Source organism: Mesonia oceanica (assembly GCF_902499555.1).
Lineage (GTDB): Bacteria > Bacteroidota > Bacteroidia > Flavobacteriales > Flavobacteriaceae > Mesonia > Mesonia oceanica.
This window is the reverse complement of sequence record NZ_CABVMM010000016.1, coordinates 1-22,690: the sequence shown is the minus strand read 5'-3', so window position 1 is coordinate 22,690 and position 22,690 is coordinate 1. Positions and strand designations below refer to the sequence as shown.

Here is a 22,690-nt window from a genome sequence, read left to right as displayed (position 1 = left end):
TGGGGTTGCCATACTCGCCACCTACCTGGGCAATAAAACTGTACAGAATAAAAGTGTATTAGCAAGTCATTTAAGCAATACTAATCTAACTGTGCTCGAAAGATTGAACCAAATGACGGTAAATCTTGTAGCAAAGGGAATGAAGGATTTTCATGCAAAAAAACAAGTATTGGCCATTTTTTAAGGTATGCTTACCAAGCAGGTGTAACTGGTTACTTCTGTAGATGTATTTATGACCCTAGGAGCGTTCTTTTTAATTTGCATCCCGATTATCTTTTTAGTAAAAAAGCTAAAAACAATGGTTCCGCCGTGAATATACCGATGCATTAAAATTATTTTAAACAATTATCAAACTGCTACTTAGGTAGCTGTATTTATTTAATTATCACGCTATATTTACGGTATTAAACAATTAAAGTCATTTCATACTAATAAAAACAATAAATCAATCACCGAGGCCTTTCAGTTTAGAAGACAAGCACAGTTAGTAAGACAGCTGTTTTGCATGGTTTTATGCAGCTATTATATAAGTACTGTGATTATATTTTACAATCTCGGGCATCTATGAATCAATGGCATTGCGTATTTTTAATGCTGCTTTTATGATAGGAGGCTTTATATGAATGAAAAAAGACTATAAAAATATAAATCGTAATTTAGGCTATACTAAGACCATACTATTATGCCTTAGGTGTAGCTCCTATTTTACTGGCTTAGGAAGTTATTCTCAAAATAAATAGATATGAAAAAAATATGTATTGCGATCGACACCAGTCCATCTGCTGAAAAAGTTGCAAAATTAGGATATGAATATGCTCAGGCTTTAAATGCCGAAGTAGTTTTACTGCACGTCATATATGATGTTGAAATGTATCAATACGATTATGACCCCATAATGGGATATGAAGGATTTTTCATTCAACAGGATATAAAACTTGTAGATAATCTTAAAGCTGAAACCGAAATATTTCTAAAAGCCACCGCTGAATATTTGGGTAATCCCAGTATAGAAACTAAAGTTTTAGAGGGTATTAATGCCGACTCTGAAATCCTTGATTTCGTAAATACTTGGGGTGCAGATTTATTGGTTATCGGCACCCATAGTCATAGTTTTATGGAAAACGTATTAATGGGAAATATTGCTACAAAAATTGTAAGGCACTCAAAAACACCCCTACTCGTAGTTCCTATAAAACAAGATTAACAACTTAAATTAGTTTTGAGCGTGATGTAATCATTCCATCTTCATCACAATATATGTATTGGTCAGACCAGAAATAGGTTCCGGCAAATTCAATCCCAATGTTTTTTTGCCAAACCGTATCTTTAGTGTTTGAAATGGGATATGTTCCCAAAGCTTTGACACCAATGGGTAACTTAGAAATAGTAACCGAATCACGAATGGCTCCATACACAACGACACCATTCCAATTGTTTTTAACGGCAAGACTGGCCAACCTATCACCCAAAATGGCACACTTTAAAGATCCTCCTCCATCCACAACCAGCACTTTTCCTGTACCATCTTCAGAAAGCATTTTTTCGACCCAACTATGGTCTTCAAAACACTTTAAGGTTTGTATATTTCCGTAAAATCTTGAATTCCCACCATAATCCTTAAATCCAATATTGTCAACAATATTGATGCTTTCAGTATTGGGGTTTGCATCACATAAATCGGCTGTTTTAAATGTCATATCTTTCTTATTTTTAGTTTTGAAACATTGTTGGAGCATTCGGTATAATTGCGGATGCTTTTTTTCATTAATCTAGGTTGTTCAACTATTTATTTTTCTTTTTCTGTCCATTATAGAAGCATTGCTGCTTTTACCTCTAAAAAAAACCATCTTTAAATGTTGGACCTTATATACATAGTTAATTATGTAAAACCCACAATTAACGAAGCTGATAAAATTTAAAGGCACTACAACTATTACTTGATCTTGAAAATAAATAAATTCTTTGAAACAAGCTTAAACGGAATTTTTTCTTGACAGATTTATGAGAATTACTCCATTTCTTTAGCTTCCTTCATTTCTTCTGTTAATCTTTTTTAATATCTTGATGCTCTTTCTTCATCATCTTGTGGTCTTTTTCACTTGATTTATTTCTACCTCAGCTTCAACATCACTAAGTGAACCAAAGTCTTCTTTTAGGTTTTTATGTCATTTTCCAGACAGTATACACTTCAAAAAAGCAAATTATTTAGTTTCAATATCACGACAATTGGTTAAATCTTTATAAAAAAACCAATCACTACCCCCTCAAATTAAACGATATAAATCTAAAAATTAAAATATAGTTTGAATGCTACTTAGGTAGCACTTTTTTTATAAGATTATAATTTTCTTTACTTATATATTTATATCTCATTATGCCCTTAACTATTAAAATTTTATCGCTGAGCAAAAAATTGTACTCTACACAAAGATTGTTCGAAGCGGCCAAAAAAAGAGGTCATAATGTAGAAGTAATAGATTATTTGAAATGCGATTTAGTAATAGAGAGAAAAAAACCTACAATTTATTATAAAGGTCGGCTTCTTGAAGATGTTGACGCTGTTATTCCACGTATAGGAGCTACGCATACGTATTACGGTGCTGCTGTTATTAGACAATTTGAAATGATGAAAACGTTTAGCACGTTAGAATCTCAAGCGCTCATTCGATCACGGGACAAACTTAGAAGCCTACAGTTACTAACCAAAGGAAACATAGGAATCCCAAAAACAGTTTTCACCAATTATTCATCAAATCATACTGAGCAAATTCTATCTTATATAGGAGGTACACCACTCATTATAAAACTCTTGGAAGGCACGCAAGGTCTTGGGATTGTATTGGCTGAAACGCAAAATGCCGCGAAATCTGTTATAGAAGCCTTCAACGGGCTACAAGCAAGAGTCATTGCACAAGAATTTATAAAAGAAGCCAAGGGTGCAGATATTAGAGCTTTCGTGATAGATGGCCAAGTGGTAGGTGCTATGAAACGACAAGGAAAAGAAGGCGAATTTAGATCCAACTTGCATCGAGGTGGTACCTCTCAATTAATACAACTATCTGATGAGGAAGAAAACTCTGCTATAAAAGCTGCAAGAATGTTGGGCCTAAACATTTCTGGGGTCGATTTATTACAATCTGAAAGAGGCCCCCTCATAATGGAAGTTAATTCTTCACCGGGTCTTGAAGGGATTGAAGGTGCTACCAAAAAAGATATTGCGGTAAGTATTATTAAATACATAGAAAAAAACACAGACTAAAAATTAGAAATGATATGAAGTTAAAAGAACATAAAGAAAACTTAAAAATATTAGGCAGTTCTATAGCCTTGGGTGAAAGTAAAAAACTGAATTTTAACATCGCTCATTTGTTTACAGACACAGCGGTAGAAGTGCCTGTATTTGTGGAACGGTCTCAAAAGCCTGGCCCAACAGTTTTGATTACAGCTGGCATTCACGGTGATGAAGTGAACGGAATGGAAATAGTGCGCGAAGTGATCTCGCACGGTATTAACAAACCTGATAAGGGTACTATTATTTGTATGCCAATCATCAATGTTTTTGGATTCATCAACCAGTCAAGATACTTCCCAGATGGTAGAGATTTAAACCGTGAATTTCCTGGTCATAAAGACGGCTCTTTGGCAAGCAGATTTGCTTATCATTTTGTAAACGAGATTTTACCTGTGGCAGACCTATGTATGGATTTTCATACAGGAGGTGGAGAGCGTTTTAATTCTGCACAAATACGTATTGAACGTGATAATGAGGATGTGAAAGAACTAGCCGCTATTTTTGATGCTCCTTTTACACTCTTCGAAGATAAAATTGAAGGTTCATATCGAGAGACGTGCGCAAAAAAAGGAATCCCAATTCTTTTAAATGAAAGTGGAAAAAGTCTCGCCCTTGACAAAGAAATGTGCAAGGAAGCACTTGATGGCATAAAACGAGTTCTGAGTTATTTGGAAATGCTAAATTCCAATTTTGAAGCTCCTGAAGAACGCCATAAAAATGTGCTTATAACTCAAAACCATTGGATCCGTACAGACCACTCAGGGTTTTTGCACGTTCAGATTGGTATTCACGAACATGTACTAAAAGGACAAAGATTAGCAACTGTATCAGACCCTTACGGCTCAAAAAGCCATATCGTAGAGGCAAGCAATGACGGCTATATCATTAACATCAATCACGCCCCAATGGTATATCAAGGTGATGCCATATTCCATATTTCAACAGAAACTGCGTAACAATTTTAGCAATGCTATTTTTCTTTGGGGGAATAGCATTGTATTAATGCGCAATTTACAGAAATGCATCTGGGCATCTTTTTATGATAGGTGGCACCTTCGCATAGCCGCTATTGCAAAAATTCTGCTGCATTAAAGTTTATCCCCGAGGCACAATCAACACAGAAGGCAATGGGTTATAATAATGAAAATGCAACTCCAATACACTTAAAGAACAGGGTATTCAGGTAGGCACACTCAAAATACTATTCAGTTAAACAGGCAGGGAACTGATGAAGGTTCTCATTATCGTTATATCATTTTTTCATCTTCATCTGTGGTATAATGACCATAAAACATTATTGGAAATCTTTTATGCAATCTTACTAATTGTTCGCGTTCATCTATTCCTTGTATGATAATAGTTTAAATTACATAAAATGTTTTAAGTGCTACCCAAGTAGCATTCACTTTGCATCAATACTTCTATTTTTGATTTATAATAATTAAAAACGAAATGTCAAAAAAAACAAAAATCATCATTATGATCCTCTTGGTCATCATAGCATTGTTAATTGCTGAACGGCTCTATTCTTAAGCATATTTAATAGCAATTTTATGGTCGAGAACAAAAAGCACAAGAGAAAGAGACCTTAAAGCCTCAAAAAAAGAAGCTAAGGGAAACTTGCCCAATCAAAAGAAATAGGTGATAAGGCATACACTAGTATGCTCGCCATCACCCCTTAGAAGCCTCATGTCTAAATATTTAAAGACCATCTTAGTTCAAAAAAAGGAAACCCGTTGTTCTTCGGAAATTTTAAAGATTTAAAGCTTTCTGACTATAAAAAAGCAATGACAGTTATTTCATCTAATGTTGAAGCCATACATCATGCTATCATTGAAGACATTTTCTATTTAGGTAAAGCATTAGCACAAAAGCCACTATATTTAAAACATTCCCTTTATATTTTAGTAGGCGGTATTTGTGTTGCACTTATAATGCATTTATTTTCCGTGTTGTATATGTCGATATGTTTGTAAACGGTAATTAGTTTGATGCTGAACTACTTTTCCGTACCAATTACAAGTAGTAAGAAAAGCTTAAAAATCATAAAAAATAATCTTAGTGCTACTTAGGTAGCACTTCCTTTTTACAATCCATATTACATTTACCTAATAATTAAGTTACAACTCTCGAAGAGTTCAAACACCAAATAACGCTATTTGCAAAAAATATGACTATAGCCGCTAAATTATTATTGGAAGCCTCTCAGGAAGAACTTCATCATCAAACCAAAGAATGGATTGATGATGTTGAATTTTATTCGGAAGAATTGAATTTCCTTAACGGACTTATCATAAAGAAAATCGACACAAGGACTACGATAGATCTTGATCACAAGGAAATTTATCGAAACATTGATGCATTACTTTTTAAACTCTCAGACGATTTATTAGCTAAGTTGTACTCTCACGAAAAATTATTAGCAAAAATTATTTTGACAGGAAGCCTTCAAGACAATAGAACATATCGATTAGACCATATCACATTTTCCAAAAAAATGAAAACTCTTGCATTGGGCATAAAAGAATTTAAGAAAGCGCTTTTTACATATCTAAAAAATAACAGTTTTGAATTTAGTATGGATTACCTAATTCAAGAAATTGATTCCTAACCTAAAATAACCATTATGAAAAAATTATGTATCATTTCATTTTTACTAATTGCAACCTCCACATTAGTTGCTCAAACTAATTATGAAATTTTGGAACGAAATCTTCCTTACAACAAATTTGCCACTAGCTTTACAGGAAATATTATTGGGACTAGCGAAAATTTTGTGATGTACCATTGGCAAAAATATATCGAGAAACACGGGGGCACTACTTACCTGGTTTCCAACAACGAAGCCAATGTTGAATTTGAAAGTGAACACGTAGCATTTCCTTTTATAAAAAATGAACTCGTAACCCTCCATACTCGCTTTACGCCTAATGATAGGGGAACAGGAGTCCTGATAACCCTGTGGATAGAATTTAAGGATGGTACTTTTTATTCTTCAAAAACACATGAGGATTCGGCAAATAAAATAAAGCAATGGTTACTGGCTTTTGACCAAGAAATCATGAAGATGAATGGAACCCATTAATACCGTAAATCATGATACGTAGGTTACTATATCTTGCAATTGTAACAACCTCAATTACCGCAAACGCGCAACATAACTATACCATACAGGAAGGTCAGGCGCCACAAGCAGGTACAAGTAAGAGCTTTACCGCTACAATAACAGGGGTACAAATGGATTTTGTAGAAAGTGAATGGCGGGATTTTTTACATCAATATCAAGGAAAATCTGGAGAACCAATCAAGAATGGAGATGTCGTGGTTATGGAAACTGAAGAAGTGATATTCCCAATTCTAGACAATGAAAAGGTAGATATTATGGCGATGTTTAGACCATTTCTAAACCAAAACGGTCTAGATTCTGTAATGCTTACTATTTGGATTGAACGGGAAGATACCACGCATTTAAATCCTTTAGTAGATGAACAGGCGGGAAAAAAGGTAAAAGATTGGCTACTTTCTTTTTATGCACAGATAGATAGAACGGCCATCACTACAGATTAACTTTTAACCATCGTATCGAAATGTCCGTTAAAAAACCCATATTTTTAAAGACGACCTAAAATAACCTGAAGGTTTTGCCATCTGGATCACAGAACGTATTGGTGCCATAGGCTTTTTCTTTATCAGATTTACTCGTACGTTATCTTGGCTTGGATGGAAAAAGTAAGGCAACTAAAGACCTTAATGAAAAAAAGCTACTCAACGAATGGTCCAACCTAAATACTTAAAAGAAGAAAAGATTATTTTTTACGATGTGGTTCGTTGGTTTTTTTTAGCGACCATTATCGGGTTGGGTTCTGGACTTTTGGTGTCTTTTTTTATTAAACTTCTTGATTGGGGCACGGCCTATTCACAAAATTTCAGCAAGTACTTTTGGATAGCTCCAGTGTTCTTTATCACAAACATCGTCCTTATAAAATACCTCGCCCCAGATGCTGAAGGGCACGGTACCGAAAAGGTAATTGAAGCCATACATAAAAGAGCCGGTAGAATTAGGGTTGCAGTGATCCCTATAAAACTCATCACCACATTGCTCACCCTTTTTTCCGGTGGTTCTGTGGGTAAGGAAGGCCCGAGTGCACAAATGGGTGGCGGACTTTCTTCCCTTTTAGCAGATATTTTAAAATTTAATGATGAAGACCGTAAAAAATTGGTGATTTGCGGTATAAGTGCCGGCTTTGCCGCTATTTTTGGCACACCTATTTCGGGAGCCGTGTTTGGTATTGAGGTATTGTTCGTGGGTGTATTATTATATGATGTACTACTCCCCTCTTTTGTTGCGGGTATCACAGCCTTTTACATAACCCATTTAATGGGGGTTACTCGCACTGATTATCACATTGATTTTACAGCTGGTATTAATGAATTTTTTATTCTGAAGGTTGCCCTTGCGGGTGTTGCCTTTGGTATTTGTGCTTTCTTATTTATTGAGGTTATGAATAGGACGGAAGCATTAACAAACAAAATTAAAATACATTTTTTACTGAAAGGGCTCATAGGAGGTAGTATTATTATTTTAATAGGCTCCTTATTTGGAACCGAAGCACTTGGACTTGGAACCAGCACCGTAACAGGCATTTTTAATGGTGTAAAAATAGTATGGTACCTGTTCTTTTTAAAAATTATTGTTACGTCGGTTACGCTCAACTTTGGCGGTAGCGGTGGCGTGGTAACACCCATTTTTTTTGTGGGTGCAACTTTAGGCGCTTTAATTGGGCAACTAACAGGAAACGACCCTGCCCTCTTTGCCGCTATAGGATTGGTTGCTGTTTTAGGTGGCACCACAAATGCTCCTATCGCAGCTTGTATAATGGGCATTGAATTATTTGGCGCTGCCATTGCTCCCTACGCTTCTCTTGCATGTATCATTTCATTTTTTATTACCGGAAACCGAAGCATCTACCCCACACAAATACTCGCATTGAAAAAGGCCTCGCATTTAACAACTGTAATAGGACGCCAAATTAAGATGCTGGACAAAGAAGTAAAAGAAGAAAACCCTAATGAGAATAATACACCATCCTAATAAAAACTAATTTAAATTCTAAAAAAATGGAAAAAGTACTCACATTACAAATGCACAACAAATACTGGTGGTTAAACATACTGCTAGGCATATTCTTTATAGGAACCGGATTTTGGTTTTGTTTCACCCCCATAGAAACCTTTATCACACTTGCTATTTACTTTAGTATCTGGATGTTTGTTTCTGGTTTTTTTGAAATTATCAATGCAATAAGCGCCAGCAAACATTCAAAACAATGGGGGTTTTATTTAGTGGGTGGTATTGTAGATATTGCCATTGGAGGTATTTTAATGGCTCATGAAAACCTTACAATGGAAATCTTACCTCTATTCTTGGGATTTTGGTTTCTCTTTAGGGCTTTTCTGGGAATCGCAATGTATTACGAACTTAAAAATGGACCGAAAGCTGTTTATTCTGCATTACTGATAACTGCTTTGCTTTCAGCAGTTATCGGCTTGGTTATACTTGCAAAACCAGGGATAGGCGAATTATCGATCGTTTATATGACCGCTTTTGCCTTTATCTTTATCGGAATATATCGATTGATTTTAGGATTACAGCAGCGACAGAATCGATAAGAAAAAAATAAGCATTACTTATTTGATCATAATGTACTCAACCCATCAATAGAAATACTACCCCAGTAGCACATACATCTATTCTATTGATGTATTATTAAAGTTCCTTAGCGAAAATAACTATGAAAATAAAAACAAACAAAATACCCGAAGTAAACTATGATTTAATCTGTGTAGGTGGCGGTATCATGAGCGCTACCTTGGCTTTACTTGCAAAAATATTACAACCCAATTTAAAAGTTCTTATCGTAGAACGATTGGATAAGGTGGCTCAGGAAAGTTCTGCCACTTGGAATAATGCCGGAACAGGTCATTCTGCTCTTTGCGAACTCAATTATACTCCTGAAGATGCCAATGGAAATGTGACTATAAAGAAAGCCATAGACATCTGCACCCAGTTCGAGATGTCAAAGCAATTTTGGTGCTACCTTACCCAAAAAGGGTTTATTAAAAATCCTGAAAGATTTATTTGCAATGTACCACACCACAGTTGGGTAATGGGTAAAACAAATGCTGAGTACCTTGAAAAACGGTATAAGTCAATGCGCCAACATTTTATGTTTGACACCATTGAATTTACAAGGGACATTGCTCAAATGAAAAAATGGTTCCCGCTTATGATGCACGATCGAGCTGATGATGAAATTATGGCTGCTTCTAGAATTGAACGCGGAACTGAAGTGAACTACGGAGTGTTAACCGAGCAACTATTTCAAATTTTAGAAGAACAATTTGACACCCCCGTTTATTGCAACAAAGAAGTACTGGATGTTGACCCAGATAACACTATAGATTGGACGGTAAAAATAAAAGACACACATTCCCGCGAGACCCAACATTTTGATGCCAAACACGTATTTATAGGAGCTGGCGGCGGGAGTTTGCTATTATTGCAAAAAGTGGAAATAAAGGAAAAAGCAGGTTACGGTGGTTTCCCGGTTAGCGGTGAGTGGTTGGTTTGCAAAAATGAGAATATCATCAATGAGCATAATGCTAAGGTTTATAGCAAAGCAGGGATAGGTGATCCTCCTATGTCTGTTCCTCATTTAGATACGCGCTATATAAATGGAAAACGGGAATTACTTTTTGGTCCTTTTGCAGGTTTCAGCCCAAAATTCTTAAAAGAAGGTTCAAACTTAGACCTGTTCAAATCCATCAAGTTTAAAAATCTTCATTCTATGTGGGGGGTCTTTTGGCACAATCTACCTCTAACTGAGTATTTAGTAAAACAACTCTCGATGAACTTTGAGGACAGGATGAATGCATTGCGCACCTTTGTAAAAGATGCCAAGGATGAAGACTGGGAAATTTTAGTAGCTGGACAACGGGTACAGACCATAAAAAAAGATGAATTTGAAGGTGGTAAATTAGAATTCGGCACCGAGGTGGTAAGTAGTGAAGATGGCAGTATTACCTGTCTATTGGGCGCATCACCAGGTGCATCTACTGCGGTAAAAATAATGATGGAGGTTTTGGAAAAAGCATTTCCTGAAATAGTACTTTCTGAAAATGGAAAAAAAACCCTCAATGAAATGTTACCATTTTGGAATAATGATGTTACCGAAGCCTTTTTTGATGAGCAATTGAAAAATTCAGAAAGCACCTTGAACTTAACAACTGCAAAAAAATAATGGATACATTCAACATAGGTGCACTGTTAATGGTGCTGGTATCTGCGTTTGCATATATTAACTATCGGTTTTTAAAATTGCAGAACAGTATTGGTATTATGATCATATCTATATTGTTTTCGCTCTGCCTAATTGTTGTTTCTTCTTGGTATCCATCGTATATTGGTTATGAAAAGAGCCTGGTAAGCACTATCGATTTTCAGAAACTTTTATTAAATGGTATTCTTAGCTTTATGTTATTTGCGGGAGCTTTACATGTAGATTTCAATGCACTGAAATCTCAAAAATGGAATGTTATTGCCTTTACCACATTAGGAGTATTGCTTTCCACAGCATTTATTGGGATTACACTTTTTTATAGCTTGTCGTTGTTTGGAGTAAGCTTACCCTTAATTTATTGTTTCCTATTTGGAGCTCTCATCTCGCCTACAGATCCTGTGGCCGTAATGGGTATCTTAAAAAAAGCAGGGATCCATAAAACTTTAGAGATAAACATTGTAGGAGAAAGTCTATTCAACGATGGAATAGGTGTGGTACTTTTCATTATCCTACTAAAAATTGCTTCAGCAGGTAGTTTCGAAGCTATCGAAACTACAGAAATTGTAAAACTGGTTTTTTTGGAAGTCTTGGGAGGTATTTTATTTGGAATCGTATTAGGTAGAATTACCCACAGGGCTATTTTAAAAATTAACTCGTATGAAGTAGAAGTACTAATTACACTGGGAATGGTAATGGGAGGTTATGCCCTTGCAGGAAAACTTGGACTTTCCGGCCCCTTGGCTATGGTGGTATCCGGACTTTTCCTTGGCAACAAGACTTATACTTCATCTAAAAAGCAAGCTGAAACCCAAGAATATGTGTATAAGTTTTGGGAATTGATAGATATTCTCTCCAACGCCATTTTGTTTGTGCTTATAGGAATGGAAATTGTGCTTATTACCTTCAGCAAACAACTCATTTTTGCAGGTTTAATAGCCATCCCAATTGTACTGATTGCCCGGTATATTTCGGTAAAAGTATTGGTTAACTTTTTAAAAAAATGGAATTCATTTGGATCTAAAACTTCAATGATTATGACTTGGGGTGGATTGCGTGGTGGTATTTCCATTGCAATGGCACTATCCCTTTCTAAAACAAGTGCTTGGGATATTATTGTTCCCATTACCTATATCGTGGTGGTTTTTTCTATCATTATACAGGGCTTATCCCTTGAAAGAGTAATAACTCATTTTCAGAAACCTATGAAAGTTAAACCCAAATGATAACAGATTTTTCGCAAACCTAGACGACTGGCTTAGTCATCTATCTACTTCCTATCCTCATTGGGGCGTATCTGTTTTTATACCATAGTCTATATAGCTCCTCTGTTGCCAGGAGACGGATTACTGTTTCTTATTGAAATTCTTGCCGCTGCTGGTTCGATAAATTTTTCCATTGCCGGTTTGATGCCGGCTTAATGGTCGTTTCTGGTAGCGTTTTAGGCAATGTGACTTATAAAGATGACAAAGCCTAGAAATATCATATCTCTATGGTATAAATTCATTATTTTATTCTCGGTTTACTCCTATTGTTAGGGCTATCGTTCCGCTTGTGACTGGCATTAGTCTGATGGATCACAAAACACAGTGTGATGAGTGTGGTATTTCAGGTAGTAATAATCACAACAGCAACATTTTGCCTTCATGATAGTAAATGGAAAAAAGAGCATTTTACCACTATGATATTAATTTTCAAGGTGGATTAAAGTGAAACTACTACTTCAATTAAATAAAGCAGATAGTTACAGCTTTTAAGAGCAGGAAACATAGTAAGTTTCATTTATTCTTCTATCGGGATATTTTAAATAATCAAGCGTACCTCACCCAATTCCTCAATTTTATAAGGGAATGAATCTCCAGGAGAACCTATAAACATAAAGTTAGTGGGTATTCCCCATCTTTTTGATAATTCGTAAATTTTTTCAGGACCAAAAACACCAGGCTCTTCTAAAAATTCTATAGCTATTTCAGGATACGCACGATCCAGTACTTTTACATCATTTTTTAAATTTTCGGGAACAATTTCACCAGTATCTAGCACCGTTATAATTTTAATACGCCGAGTAGATTCGTTGTGCTTAACGTATTGCATTATCTTGTTAAGTTTTGCTACATTATCGTGATTGGTAAAATAGACAAACTGCTGGCTATTTACTTCATTAAGAGCCTTAGTTGTTATGCTCCTTAACTTGTGAAACAACTTCCCTTTATCTGGAAATGCATATTCCAAAACTTGTAAAAAGGCCTTATAAATCCTAACTCTATATAACATAAAGAAAATAACAGCCAATGTGGGAATAAGATATTCTATAAAAATCGCTAGATACGCGGGGTTCAGATAAATATTGCCTATAATAGCTGACCCTACAGCTACTATCGCTATAAAAAGAACTAACCAGCTTGCACGTTCGGGGCGAGGTAAACGCTTTCGATTTACTTTCAATAAGATATTCCCTATTCCAAACAAGCACATTACAGAAAGAAATGCAATGGTATACACTCCCGCCAGTTTTGCGAGGTTACCTTGCGTTATTAGCAAAATTGAAGTGCATAAGAGAAAGAACATTAATGGGATAAAATAAGCGCTACCTTTCTTGTTCTTTTTAAGCAATAGTTTTGGCAATATCCTGTCCAGTGCCATACGCTGCATAAGACCACTTACTCCTACAAAAGAGGTAAGCACCGCCCCACTCAAGACCAATGCTGCATCTATTCCTATAATGTAGGCAAGCCATCTTCCAGAGGCCGTCTTACCCATTAGAGAAAGTAATGAATCTTGATTGGCCACCACGGTATCCATTGGAATAAGCGCCAATGCTAAAAACGCAATCAACGGATTAAAGACCGTAACCACAATCCACATATTACGAAGTGTTTTCGGAAACACTCCTTTTTGCTGTTCTTCTACATAATTAGCCGAGCTTTCAAAACCACTTATTCCCAACATTGCTGCGGAAAAACCCAAAAATAAAGCTGCAATAATCCCTCCTTTTACAGGTTTGCTAAAATTTGCAAGTAAGGTTTCAAATCCGTTTTCAAACAAAAAGAACAAGCAAAAACCACATAATAAGGTAAGAGATATCAAATGAAAAATAAAAATACCAATAGCCACTTTTGAAGATTCACCAATACCAATGATTACCAGCCCCATAAAAAGCAACAATAACCCAATAGTAGTAGGTATTATGGGGATAACGTTCCATATACTATAAGCATATTTTACCGCCTCACTGGCTGAAATTACAGCAGTGGCCATATAAGAAAGTACTGTTAGCGATGCTGCAAGCGATGCCGTAGATTTTTTAGTCGTGTTGAGCAGGGCATTATAAGCTCCGCCATTTAACGGCAGTGCACCTACCACTTCACCATAAATCCGTCTAAAAAAGAAAAGCACAACAGCCACTATTAATAAGGATACCCAGGCATACTGCCCAGCATAGACTATAGCAAGCGCTGAAACATAAAGACAAGACGAGCTGATATCATTTCCACAAATGGCAGTAGCTTCAAGTTGGTTAAGTTTTTTAGACATTCTGAAATTTTATGAATCAAAAATAAAGCTAATTTGTTTTGACTAATGCTACTTAGGTAGCAGTACGTAATTCTTCAACTATTGAATTTTGAAACCGAATGAGTTTTCAAATGTTGAAAAGGGCTTTAAATGATTAAATGGAATTCCGATGGAGCGGACTCCGTTCACGATTTCGGATTGGGAATGCAGTGATCCTTTCCAGAGTATCGGGAGGGTTAACGAAATGAAAAGGAGAAATTGGGGGGTGGTGTCCAAGACTTTTTAGGGAAGCGCTGCCGCCCGGAATGTAGCTTTTCGAGGAATGAAGGGGAATATGCTGAGTGAACTCAATAAAAGAATAATGCTTTAATGGCTAATTATACTCTATAGTGGAAAATATATGTAACAAATTCAATTGTCCTAAAAAAATACTTTTTTTGGGACAAAATTAAGCCCCCTATATTATTTGTTTCAATAACGTAAAATACTATTTACTTTTTTAGATATATTTGTAAAAAATATTTAACGTTATGCCTAGAAACAGCCTTATACTACTACCTAAAAACCAGAAGCTTTTACAAGCAGTGGGAGAAAATATCAAGTTGGCACGCTTACGCAGGAAACTAACGATGGATCAGGTTTCAGAGCGGGCAGGGATTTCCCGACCTACACTTTCTTCCCTAGAAAAAGGAAGTCCTTCAGTTTCTTTAGGTATTATTCTCCAGGTTTTATTAGTATTAGGATTGGAGAAGGATATATTGCTTTTGGCCAAAGATGATACATTGGGTAGAAAAATACAGGATGCCGATCTAACCGTTAAAGAACGTGGTCCAAAAAATACCAAGAAATAATGACAAAGGAACGAAAAGAAATATTGGTATATGCGCATTGGGATGGAATTGAAGATCCATTCTTAATGGGGAGTTTATATGCTACGCCATCTAGAGGAAAAGAAATATTTTCCTTTGAATATGCTAAAGAATGGTTACAATCGCATTATGCCCAGATCATAGATCCAGATTTACAATTATTCGAAGGAGCCCAGTACCTGACTGATGAGAAATCCAATTTCGGTATTTTCTTGGATTCCTCACCTGATCGATGGGGTCGAGTTCTAATGATGCGTAAAGAGGCTGCTAAAGCTAGGAAAGAAGAACGCCGGCCTAACACTTTAATGGAATCGGATTACCTACTCGGAGTTTATGATAATAACAGAATGGGAGGACTTCGTTTTAAAACAACGTCCGATGGTGCATTTTTAGATGATGATGAAGCGATGGCCGCACCACCTCTTGCTGCACTTCGGGATCTTGAATTTGCCAGCTTACAACTAGAAAAAGAAGATGCCTCAGAAAATCCGGAATACCTAAAATGGCTTAATATGCTAATGGCACCAGGATCTTCTTTGGGAGGTGCAAGACCCAAGGCAAACATTCGGGATACCGAAGGAAGTTTATGGATTGCTAAATTCCCAAGTCAAAATGATCGTCAGGATATGGGCGCTTGGGAAATGCTTGCCTATCGGCTTGCCATTCAATCTGGTATTGAAATGGCACCGTCAAGGGTAGAAAAATTTTCGCATCATCAACATACATTTCTAACACAACGATTTGATCGTAACAACAATGGCACCCGAACGCACTTTGCCTCTGCAATGACCTTATTAGGATATAGTGATGGAACGGACTATCAAGATGGGGTTAGTTATTTGGAGCTTGTGGAATTTTTGATGCAGAATGGAACTGACGTTAATAACGATCTCAAAAAATTATGGAGGCGCATTGTTTTTAATATAGCCATATCAAATACCGACGATCATCTTCGCAATCACGGATTCCTTTTGAGGGATTCGGGTTGGATACTTTCGCCAGCTTATGATATCAATCCAACACCGAACGGTAACGGTTTAAAACTTAATATTTCAGAAACCGATAATGCGTTGGATTTTGATCTTGTACGAGAAGTAGCTCCATATTTTCGGTTAAAAGAAAAAGAGGCCGATGCTATTATCAATACAATTGGTCAGAATGTAGCCCAATGGGAACAAATAGCGACGGATCTAGGTATTCCAAGAAACGAAATGGAATTAATGAAAAATGCATTTAAGTATTAAAATAGTTCATCCATACTATTTCTTGCTACAAAATAATATCATTTGAAATCAAGGGAAATGTCAAATTGAAAATGTGATGATTCTGTACTTATTCTGTACTAAGGGATATAAAAAAAGGCTTCACATTTCTGTGAAGCCTTGTCATTGCTAGTAGCGGGAACTGGACTCGAACCAGTGACCTTCGGGTTATGAGCTTGACACTCATCACCATCAAAACAACACAAAAGCCTTTATAATCAATTGTTTTTAAGATAATTAATAATTTAAAAAATAAATTAAAACTATTTAAAATTAAATTATTCTGTACCTATTCTGTACCCCTTTTTTAATATTATTATATCTTTGTATCATCTCTAAAGCAGTAATTATGGCAAGCATCAAAATTGTTCGACGAAGAAATAAACAAAGAAAAGACGGTACTGCTCCACTAGCACTAAGAATAAGCGAAAATTATAAAACAAATTATAAGTTTTTGGGGCAGTACCTCCTTGAAAAGGATTGGGACAGTGCTGCTGGGAAAGCTAAAAGAACCCATCCAAATCATAAAAAGCTAAACAACTTTTTGATGAAGAAGTTGACAGAAGCCAATGATCTATATTTTGATTCTAAAGATGATAATATTACACCCCAACAGGCTAAACAAAAATTGAAAGGACCTGGAGGCTCTAAATCTTTTTTTTCAGTTGCATCAGAACGAGTTAAAAGTAAATATGACCGTGGAACTTTCTCAGTAGCCAAATCTGAGCTTTCTATATTATATAACATTGAAGAGTTTTTAACGCTTAAATCCGCATTACCCAAAAAGAAAGTGATTGAAGATATACAACAAAGAAGAAAGGACAGGGTTAGCAAGTCTCGTAAAGGCGAATATTCTTTTATGGACGGCATTAATCATTTTAAGAAAAATAAAACTTTAAAATTCCGGGATATAGATCAATCGCTTATAGAAAAATATAAAACTTTCTGTTCAGTTTATCTAAATCAGAAAACTCGCACAATTACTAATCAATTAATTTTCATAAGAACCCTTTTCAATATTGGTATAAAAAAGGGAATTGTTGCTTCTAAATTTTATCCGTTTGCAGGAGAAAAAGAAAAGATACGAATTGGTTCTGGCAACAAAATCGGTCTTACGATTAAGGAAATTGAAAAAATAGAATCGTTGGAATTTGAACCTCAATCATCAATCTGGCATACACACAATGTATGGTTAATTGCTTTTTATTTTGCCGGAATACGCATCTCTGATGTGATAAAATTAAAATGGTCAGATTTTAATGATGATAGGCTTTACTATGTTATGAATAAAAATGAAAAGCCTTTAAGTCTTAAAATACCAGATAAAGCCAATACCATTTTAAATTATTACAAAAAGAACAAAGCAGAAAATAATGGATATGTCTTTCCTTTCTTAAAAGATACCAATTCTAACAATGATGAAGATATTTTTAGAAAGACAAGAAATGCGACAAAACTATTTAATAAATACCTGAAGCGTATAGCTAATCAATGTGGTATTGACAAGAACTTATCAAACCACATTGCCCGGCATAGTTTTGGGAATATTGCTGGTGATAGAATACATCCTTTAATGCTACAAAAATTATATCGCCACAGTGACCTAAAAACCACACTAAATTATCAAGCCAACTTTATTCATAAAGATGCAGATGATGCTTTGGATAGTGTAATCAATTTTTAAATAAATTTATGGTATAAAAATGCAACCAAAATGGTTTCCGATTTTCTATGCGTTGTCCCAAGGTCAAGGAAAATCCATTACGGAACTAGCAGTTGAAATTGGACATTCTCACCCTTCAGTAAGTAACATAGTAAGTGAAATGATCAAAGCGAAGCTTGTTCTGAATAAAAAAGACCCTGCCGATAGAAGACGAAATTTGGTGCGTCTGTCTAAAAAAGGAACGAGTTATAACCAAAAAATTCAAGATCAGTATATTGATTTAGAAAGCGCAATTGGAGCTATTGAATCGCAGGCAACGTATAATTTATGGAAGGCTATAGAAGAGTGGGAATTTCTACTCGAACAAAAATCTTTACTACGGAGAGTGACCGAAGAAAAAAAACTTAGGGAAAGTAAAAATGTGAAAATTGTTAAATATAAGTCAAAATATGCAGCAGCATTTAAATCACTGAATGAAGAATGGATTTCTTCATATTTTAAGATGGAAGAAACAGACTATAAATCCTTAAGCGATCCGGAAGGTTATATTTTAAAAAAAGGCGGGGCTATTTTGGTGGCACTATACCAAAATAAACCAGTTGGTGTGTGTGCAATGATTAAAATGTATGATAGCAAATATGAATTTGAACTTGCTAAAATGGCTGTTTCACCACTTGCTCAAGGTAAGAATATAGGCTGGTTACTTGGCCAAGCAGCGCTAGATTGGGCAAGGATGCAAGGAGGAAAAAATATATACCTTGAGAGTAACACGATATTGAAACCAGCTATTAACCTTTATCAAAAACTGGGGTTTAAAAAAATTACAGGACATCCCACCCCTTATGAAAGATGCAACATTCAGATGGCTTGCAATATTAGCACAAAGAATAAATAAAAAATAATATAATATGTATAAAAATAAGATCGCCATAGTCGTATTAAACGATCTGGCTTATTGGCAGAAATTAAATGTCACCGCTTTTCTGTCAAGTTCAGTAGCAATAGCATTTCCTGAAACACACGGTGCAGCGCTCCTTAGTGCATCAGGTACACCTTACCTACCCTTTTTAAAACATCCAATACTTGTCTATGCAGCTGAAACAACTGAGCAAATGAAAAGAACTTTTAATAGGTCACAGGAAAGAGAGTTGCATATAGGTGTTTTTACTAAAGAACTCTTCTCAACTAAAAATGAGGAAGGTAATTTAAAAGAGGTTGCCAAGCATACCGATGCTGAATTGGATTTAGTTGGTATTATTATATATGGGGAGAATAAAAAAGTCGATAAAGCCATTGACAAACTGAAATTCCATTCCTAACCATTTATTATTTTATCACATTTTATAATAAGTTGATATGAAACAAACTTAAATTTAGTTATGAAACAGTCGAATAACCCATTTATTCTAGCATTGAAAGCCCGTAACCTGACCGTTGAAATTCATCATCATTCAGCGTATCAAATTGTCTTATCCAATGATACTCCTTTTAATTCTACTATTGATGGAACATTATACGAACGTATTCACGGTTTTCTGATAAAACCCCACGTTCGCCACTTTTGTGTTGCAGAAAAGGGAACATTAAATGTTTTAAATATAGAACCTTATTCCACCATTGGCTTAGAATTATCAAGCAGATTTAAAGAAGATGATAATATAGTTTTTGACTCGCCGTCAGAAACAAATAATTTCTTTGGAACTAAAAAGGATAGTTTAGACATCTACAAGATAATCGATGCCTTAATCGCCAAATTACCCTTAACCGATTATGATGACAGGATTACAAAAATTGTGGATTACATCAAAGCCAATTATTTTCAGTCTGATATCACGCCACAAACATTTGCCGATATCGTTTTTCTTTCTCCGTCCCGTCTAGCATCACTTTTTAAGCAACAAACTGGTAGTAGTCTCTCAAAATATTTATTGTGGACCCGCTTACGGCAGGCCATTTATCTCACTCTTTCAGATAAAGACAGAAGCCTCACAGACATTGCATACGATACCGGCTTTTATGACCTTCCACAATTAAATAAATATATGTACGAGATGTTTGGAATGCCACCAAAAGCCTTAAAACACAATAGCGATTTAATCGAGGTATATTAGCTGACCCTCAAATAGCTAATCCATAGGAATCCTGCCTCCCTTATAGATTCGATCTAAAGTAAAAAACCCCAGACTCAACAGTATATGTTAGTTCTGAGGTTTTTTAATAATAGTTTTGTTAGTTATCACTGTAATGATAATGAACCAACATTTTATATCCGTTAAATTAATTTAAGCCTCTTTTAAAAAAAGCGCTTATTCATTTTATCCATCACTTCTTCTATTCCGTCTTTTCTAAGCCACTTGTATTCTGTTGCTGAAAGTTCACCGGCAGTATAATGTAACTGGGTATCATTATTTAGAGTTACGTCGTAAATGACTTCGGCAATGCTTTCCGGCGTATCACGTTTAGCGGAAGCATCTGCCTTCATAGCTTTCATATAATCACCGAAAAGTTCCTGATAATCGGGATGTGAAACCAGTTGCGCCTTACTTCCAAAACTGGTTTGCATATAAGCCGGAACAATGGTCTTTATAGCAATCCCAAAGTTGTTTAACTCATAGCTCAATCCTTCTGTCCACGTTTCTAAAGCAGCTTTGGTGGCTGCATACACCGCTACAAAAGGATATGGTATATTGGCGGTTGAAGAAGTTACCGTAATAATATTCCCTTTTTTCCGTGCTCTAAAATACGGAAGAAACGATTTGGTTACCAATACGGTTCCTAAAAAATTGGTGTTGATTTGCTGCGCTATTTGTTCGTCAGTTGTCCCTTCAAAAGGCCCCATCAAGCCATAACCGGCATTATTCAATACCACATCTACTGGACTAATTTCTTCTGCTTTTGATGCAATCTCTGCTGTCTGACTAACGTCACTGATATCCAATTTCAAAAGATGAATATTAGAGAATTGGGTAAGCTCGGTTTCTTGTTCCGGCTGGCGCATTGTGGCAATGACTGTCCATCCTTTTGCAGCAAAAAGTTTTGCGCTTGCTTTTCCTAGTCCTGATGATGCTCCTGTAATAAAAATTGTCTTGTTCATTTTTTTATTTTTAAAAAATTATACAGCAAAGTTCCCCAATAAAAAGAGGAACCTGTTTACCATTTGGTAAAAAGCGATTTTAACGAATATTCTTCCGTATTCTGCTCAAGGATTGCTGGGTGATGCCCAAATAGGAAGCAATATAGGATAATGGAATACGATTGACCAGCGTTGGGTATTTCTCCATAAATTCCAGATAGCGTGTCGTTGCATCTTGTGAGATTAGCGGACTCACGCGCTCTAGTTTTTGAAAAAGTGCTTTCGTTGTGATTTTTTGAATGATACTATCCCAGGCGATGATGGTGTCAGAAATTTCAACCCAGTCTTTATTTGAAAATACGAGTAGCTTACAATCTGTAGCCGCTTGAATATATTCTGTAGAAGGCACATTTTTCAGATTGTACAGTAAATGATTTTCCTCGATGAAAATCTTGGTGATTTCTTCGCCTTTATTATTGTAATAACAAATACGAAGCACTCCTTCAATAATGAATCCCACCTGCTTGAGCACCTTTCCCGCTTCAGCAAAATAGTCGTCTTTCTGAAGTTCTACAACCTTTGCTTTGCTTCTAATCAAGTCTATTTGCCGAGAGTTCAGGTCTCCAAACTGTAAAATATACTCTATAAATTCTTCCATTAATACAAAAGTATTAATACCAATCTCAAATCATTTACCATTTGGTAAAAAGTAGTGGACTTAAACGTTTTTTTTCCGAGATGTCGGTGATATTAAAAAAATCAACAGCTATGCACTACAGTGATTTGATACAAGTTAAAAAATCTTAAGCATTATAATTTTGCTACTAATCGAAATTGAATTCTTCAAAATCTATCAATAACTCACTGGTCACAAAGAGAAATTTGATTTTATAAACTTTAATAAAATGGCATCAAATTTAATAAATAATGATTCTTCAAAAGCTTTTGATGGCATCGTGCTTATTCCAGACATTAGCGGATTTACAAAATTCGTGAGTAGTACCGAATTCGAAATCGGAAAAAAAATAACCAGAGAATTATTATCAACAATCCTTGATTATAATATATATAATTTTCAAATTTCAGAAATTGAAGGAGATGCGGTGCTTTTTTATTCAAAAAATCCAATCACCCCACTTCAAATTAGAAAACAATTTGAAATAATGTTAGACAAGTTTAACAATAAACTAAAGCAACTTAAAAATGATACTGGTATTCAAATTGACCTCACTCTTAAAATGATTGTGCATTATGGGAGAATCGCCACTTACAAGTTGAATAAATTCACAAAACTGTATGGTAAAACTGTGATAGAAGCGCATAGGTTACTTAAAAATTCTGTTAAAAGTAATTCTTATTTATTATTCACAGAAAGTTATTTAAAAGCTAGTAATCAAAATCATCTAACTCCTTGCTATTATTTTGGTAGCCAACTCTATGAAATATACGGAGATTTAATTAAGTTAGAGTACACATTTTTTGATTACGAATCCAATTTTGAGCAGTATAATATTCATTCTCACGAATATTCCAAAATATTATAAAAGTAGTTTAAAGCTATTATAGATTTTTAGCAACATATATAGTCGAACCTTACGAACACAATTTTTTACACAGATAATTTGTCCTGAAAATAGCATTTAAAATTAAGGTCAATAAATTTCCATAGTTTTCTTTCAAC

The 22,690-nt window shown here is 35.4% G+C and carries 22 protein-coding genes; 18 read left to right on the top strand and 4 right to left on the bottom strand.

The window, feature by feature from the left end; translation table 11 throughout:
• Positions 1–742: 742 nt before the first annotated feature.
• Positions 743–1,204, top strand: coding sequence for a universal stress protein (locus tag FVB9532_RS17170; RefSeq protein WP_150546420.1), 462 nt, complete (start codon positions 743–745; stop codon positions 1,202–1,204).
• A 4-nt stretch (positions 1,205–1,208) separates the two neighbouring features.
• On the opposite strand, the gene rraA is transcribed toward FVB9532_RS17170, so the two are convergent.
• Positions 1,209–1,697, bottom strand: a complete 489-nt coding sequence (rraA, locus tag FVB9532_RS17165) for a ribonuclease E activity regulator RraA (protein WP_150546419.1) — start codon at positions 1,695–1,697, stop codon at positions 1,209–1,211.
• Positions 1,698–2,374: 677 nt separating this feature from the next.
• Here rraA and rimK point away from each other — a divergent pair.
• The 10 genes from rimK (at position 2,375) to FVB9532_RS17120 (ending at position 11,855) form a co-directional block, all read left to right on the top strand.
• Entirely contained in the window at positions 2,375–3,259 is an 885-nt protein-coding gene (gene rimK, locus FVB9532_RS17160; protein ID WP_150546418.1) for a 30S ribosomal protein S6--L-glutamate ligase, read from the top strand.
• Between the two features lie 107 nt (positions 3,260–3,366).
• A complete protein-coding gene (locus FVB9532_RS17155) occupies positions 3,367–4,248 on the top strand; it encodes a succinylglutamate desuccinylase/aspartoacylase family protein (RefSeq protein ID WP_317132302.1) in 882 nt (293 codons plus the stop codon).
• 741 nt (positions 4,249–4,989) lie between these two features.
• Positions 4,990–5,268: a Pycsar system effector family protein gene (locus tag FVB9532_RS20065; RefSeq protein WP_353681653.1), complete on the top strand. Its 279-nt coding sequence runs from the start codon at positions 4,990–4,992 to the stop codon at positions 5,266–5,268.
• A gap of 194 nt (positions 5,269–5,462) precedes the next feature.
• Complete coding sequence (locus FVB9532_RS17150; RefSeq protein WP_150546416.1) at positions 5,463–5,903, top strand: hypothetical protein; 441 nt, start codon at positions 5,463–5,465, stop codon at positions 5,901–5,903.
• A 15-nt stretch (positions 5,904–5,918) separates the two neighbouring features.
• On the top strand, positions 5,919–6,377 hold the full coding sequence (locus tag FVB9532_RS17145) for a hypothetical protein (protein ID WP_150546415.1): 459 nt from the start codon (positions 5,919–5,921) through the stop codon (positions 6,375–6,377).
• 11 nt (positions 6,378–6,388) lie between these two features.
• Positions 6,389–6,859, top strand: a complete 471-nt coding sequence (locus tag FVB9532_RS17140) for a hypothetical protein (RefSeq protein WP_150546414.1) — start codon at positions 6,389–6,391, stop codon at positions 6,857–6,859.
• 205 nt (positions 6,860–7,064) lie between these two features.
• Complete coding sequence (locus FVB9532_RS17135; RefSeq protein ID WP_150546413.1) at positions 7,065–8,384, top strand: chloride channel protein; 1,320 nt, start codon at positions 7,065–7,067, stop codon at positions 8,382–8,384.
• 26 nt (positions 8,385–8,410) lie between these two features.
• Entirely contained in the window at positions 8,411–8,962 is a 552-nt protein-coding gene (locus FVB9532_RS17130; protein ID WP_150546412.1) for an HdeD family acid-resistance protein, read from the top strand.
• A gap of 122 nt (positions 8,963–9,084) precedes the next feature.
• Positions 9,085–10,593 (top strand): malate dehydrogenase (quinone), encoded by a 1,509-nt coding sequence (mqo, locus tag FVB9532_RS17125; RefSeq protein ID WP_150546411.1) that lies wholly within the window; start codon positions 9,085–9,087, stop codon positions 10,591–10,593.
• A complete protein-coding gene (locus FVB9532_RS17120) occupies positions 10,593–11,855 on the top strand; it encodes a cation:proton antiporter (protein ID WP_150546410.1) in 1,263 nt (420 codons plus the stop codon). The genes mqo and FVB9532_RS17120 overlap by 1 nt, the downstream gene beginning before the upstream one ends.
• A 577-nt stretch (positions 11,856–12,432) precedes the next feature.
• On the opposite strand, the gene FVB9532_RS17115 is transcribed toward FVB9532_RS17120, so the two are convergent.
• Entirely contained in the window at positions 12,433–14,163 is a 1,731-nt protein-coding gene (locus FVB9532_RS17115; protein WP_150546409.1) for an APC family permease, read from the bottom strand.
• 509 nt (positions 14,164–14,672) lie between these two features.
• Here FVB9532_RS17115 and FVB9532_RS17110 point away from each other — a divergent pair.
• From FVB9532_RS17110 to FVB9532_RS17085, 6 genes are all read left to right on the top strand, one after another.
• On the top strand, positions 14,673–14,993 hold the full coding sequence (locus tag FVB9532_RS17110) for a helix-turn-helix domain-containing protein (RefSeq protein WP_150546408.1): 321 nt from the start codon (positions 14,673–14,675) through the stop codon (positions 14,991–14,993).
• Positions 14,993–16,255: a type II toxin-antitoxin system HipA family toxin gene (locus tag FVB9532_RS17105; protein WP_150546407.1), complete on the top strand. Its 1,263-nt coding sequence runs from the start codon at positions 14,993–14,995 to the stop codon at positions 16,253–16,255. Before FVB9532_RS17110 ends, FVB9532_RS17105 begins: the two co-directional genes overlap by 1 nt.
• Positions 16,256–16,622: 367 nt before the next feature.
• On the top strand, positions 16,623–17,957 hold the full coding sequence (locus tag FVB9532_RS17100; RefSeq protein ID WP_150546406.1) for a tyrosine-type recombinase/integrase: 1,335 nt from the start codon (positions 16,623–16,625) through the stop codon (positions 17,955–17,957).
• Positions 17,958–17,976: 19 nt separating this feature from the next.
• Complete coding sequence (locus FVB9532_RS17095) at positions 17,977–18,831, top strand: bifunctional helix-turn-helix transcriptional regulator/GNAT family N-acetyltransferase (RefSeq protein WP_150546405.1); 855 nt, start codon at positions 17,977–17,979, stop codon at positions 18,829–18,831.
• Positions 18,832–18,844: 13 nt separating this feature from the next.
• Entirely contained in the window at positions 18,845–19,255 is a 411-nt protein-coding gene (locus tag FVB9532_RS17090; RefSeq protein WP_150546404.1) for a PTH2-like family protein, read from the top strand.
• 60 nt (positions 19,256–19,315) lie between these two features.
• Positions 19,316–20,047, top strand: coding sequence for a helix-turn-helix domain-containing protein (locus FVB9532_RS17085; protein WP_150546403.1), 732 nt, complete (start codon positions 19,316–19,318; stop codon positions 20,045–20,047).
• Between the two features lie 182 nt (positions 20,048–20,229).
• Here FVB9532_RS17085 and FVB9532_RS17080 read toward each other — a convergent pair whose 3' ends face one another.
• Together FVB9532_RS17080 and FVB9532_RS17075 are read right to left on the bottom strand one after the other, a co-directional pair.
• A complete protein-coding gene (locus FVB9532_RS17080) occupies positions 20,230–21,030 on the bottom strand; it encodes an SDR family oxidoreductase (RefSeq protein WP_150546402.1) in 801 nt (266 codons plus the stop codon).
• 79 nt (positions 21,031–21,109) lie between these two features.
• Positions 21,110–21,667, bottom strand: a complete 558-nt coding sequence (locus FVB9532_RS17075) for a Crp/Fnr family transcriptional regulator (RefSeq protein WP_150546401.1) — start codon at positions 21,665–21,667, stop codon at positions 21,110–21,112.
• A 247-nt stretch (positions 21,668–21,914) separates the two neighbouring features.
• Between FVB9532_RS17075 and FVB9532_RS17070 the strand changes: the two genes are divergently transcribed.
• Positions 21,915–22,553 (top strand): DUF2652 domain-containing protein, encoded by a 639-nt coding sequence (locus FVB9532_RS17070; RefSeq protein WP_150546400.1) that lies wholly within the window; start codon positions 21,915–21,917, stop codon positions 22,551–22,553.
• Positions 22,554–22,690 lie beyond the last annotated feature (137 nt).

Excerpts from the sequence above, each read along its gene's own strand:
- FVB9532_RS17095 (WP_150546405.1), top strand. The coding sequence starts at position 17,977 with ATGCAACCAAAATGGTTTCCGATTTTCTATGCGTTGTCCCAAGGTCAA.
- FVB9532_RS17110 (WP_150546408.1), top strand. The coding sequence starts at position 14,673 with ATGCCTAGAAACAGCCTTATACTACTACCTAAAAACCAGAAGCTTTTA.
- FVB9532_RS17145 (WP_150546415.1), top strand. The coding sequence starts at position 5,919 with ATGAAAAAATTATGTATCATTTCATTTTTACTAATTGCAACCTCCACA.
- FVB9532_RS17070 (WP_150546400.1), top strand. The coding sequence starts at position 21,915 with ATGGCATCAAATTTAATAAATAATGATTCTTCAAAAGCTTTTGATGGC.
- FVB9532_RS17140 (WP_150546414.1), top strand. The coding sequence starts at position 6,389 with ATGATACGTAGGTTACTATATCTTGCAATTGTAACAACCTCAATTACC.
- FVB9532_RS17085 (WP_150546403.1), top strand. The coding sequence starts at position 19,316 with ATGAAACAGTCGAATAACCCATTTATTCTAGCATTGAAAGCCCGTAAC.
- FVB9532_RS17150 (WP_150546416.1), top strand. The coding sequence starts at position 5,463 with ATGACTATAGCCGCTAAATTATTATTGGAAGCCTCTCAGGAAGAACTT.
- FVB9532_RS17105 (WP_150546407.1), top strand. The coding sequence starts at position 14,993 with ATGACAAAGGAACGAAAAGAAATATTGGTATATGCGCATTGGGATGGA.
- rimK (WP_150546418.1), top strand. The coding sequence starts at position 2,375 with ATGCCCTTAACTATTAAAATTTTATCGCTGAGCAAAAAATTGTACTCT.
- mqo (WP_150546411.1), top strand. The coding sequence starts at position 9,085 with ATGAAAATAAAAACAAACAAAATACCCGAAGTAAACTATGATTTAATC.
- FVB9532_RS17130 (WP_150546412.1), top strand. The coding sequence starts at position 8,411 with ATGGAAAAAGTACTCACATTACAAATGCACAACAAATACTGGTGGTTA.
- FVB9532_RS17100 (WP_150546406.1), top strand. The coding sequence starts at position 16,623 with ATGGCAAGCATCAAAATTGTTCGACGAAGAAATAAACAAAGAAAAGAC.
- FVB9532_RS17080 (WP_150546402.1), bottom strand. The coding sequence starts at position 21,030 with ATGAACAAGACAATTTTTATTACAGGAGCATCATCAGGACTAGGAAAA.
- FVB9532_RS17090 (WP_150546404.1), top strand. The coding sequence starts at position 18,845 with ATGTATAAAAATAAGATCGCCATAGTCGTATTAAACGATCTGGCTTAT.
- FVB9532_RS17115 (WP_150546409.1), bottom strand. The coding sequence starts at position 14,163 with ATGTCTAAAAAACTTAACCAACTTGAAGCTACTGCCATTTGTGGAAAT.
- FVB9532_RS17170 (WP_150546420.1), top strand. The coding sequence starts at position 743 with ATGAAAAAAATATGTATTGCGATCGACACCAGTCCATCTGCTGAAAAA.
- rraA (WP_150546419.1), bottom strand. The coding sequence starts at position 1,697 with ATGACATTTAAAACAGCCGATTTATGTGATGCAAACCCCAATACTGAA.
- FVB9532_RS17075 (WP_150546401.1), bottom strand. The coding sequence starts at position 21,667 with ATGGAAGAATTTATAGAGTATATTTTACAGTTTGGAGACCTGAACTCT.
- FVB9532_RS17120 (WP_150546410.1), top strand. The coding sequence starts at position 10,593 with ATGGATACATTCAACATAGGTGCACTGTTAATGGTGCTGGTATCTGCG.
- FVB9532_RS17135 (WP_150546413.1), top strand. The coding sequence starts at position 7,065 with ATGGTCCAACCTAAATACTTAAAAGAAGAAAAGATTATTTTTTACGAT.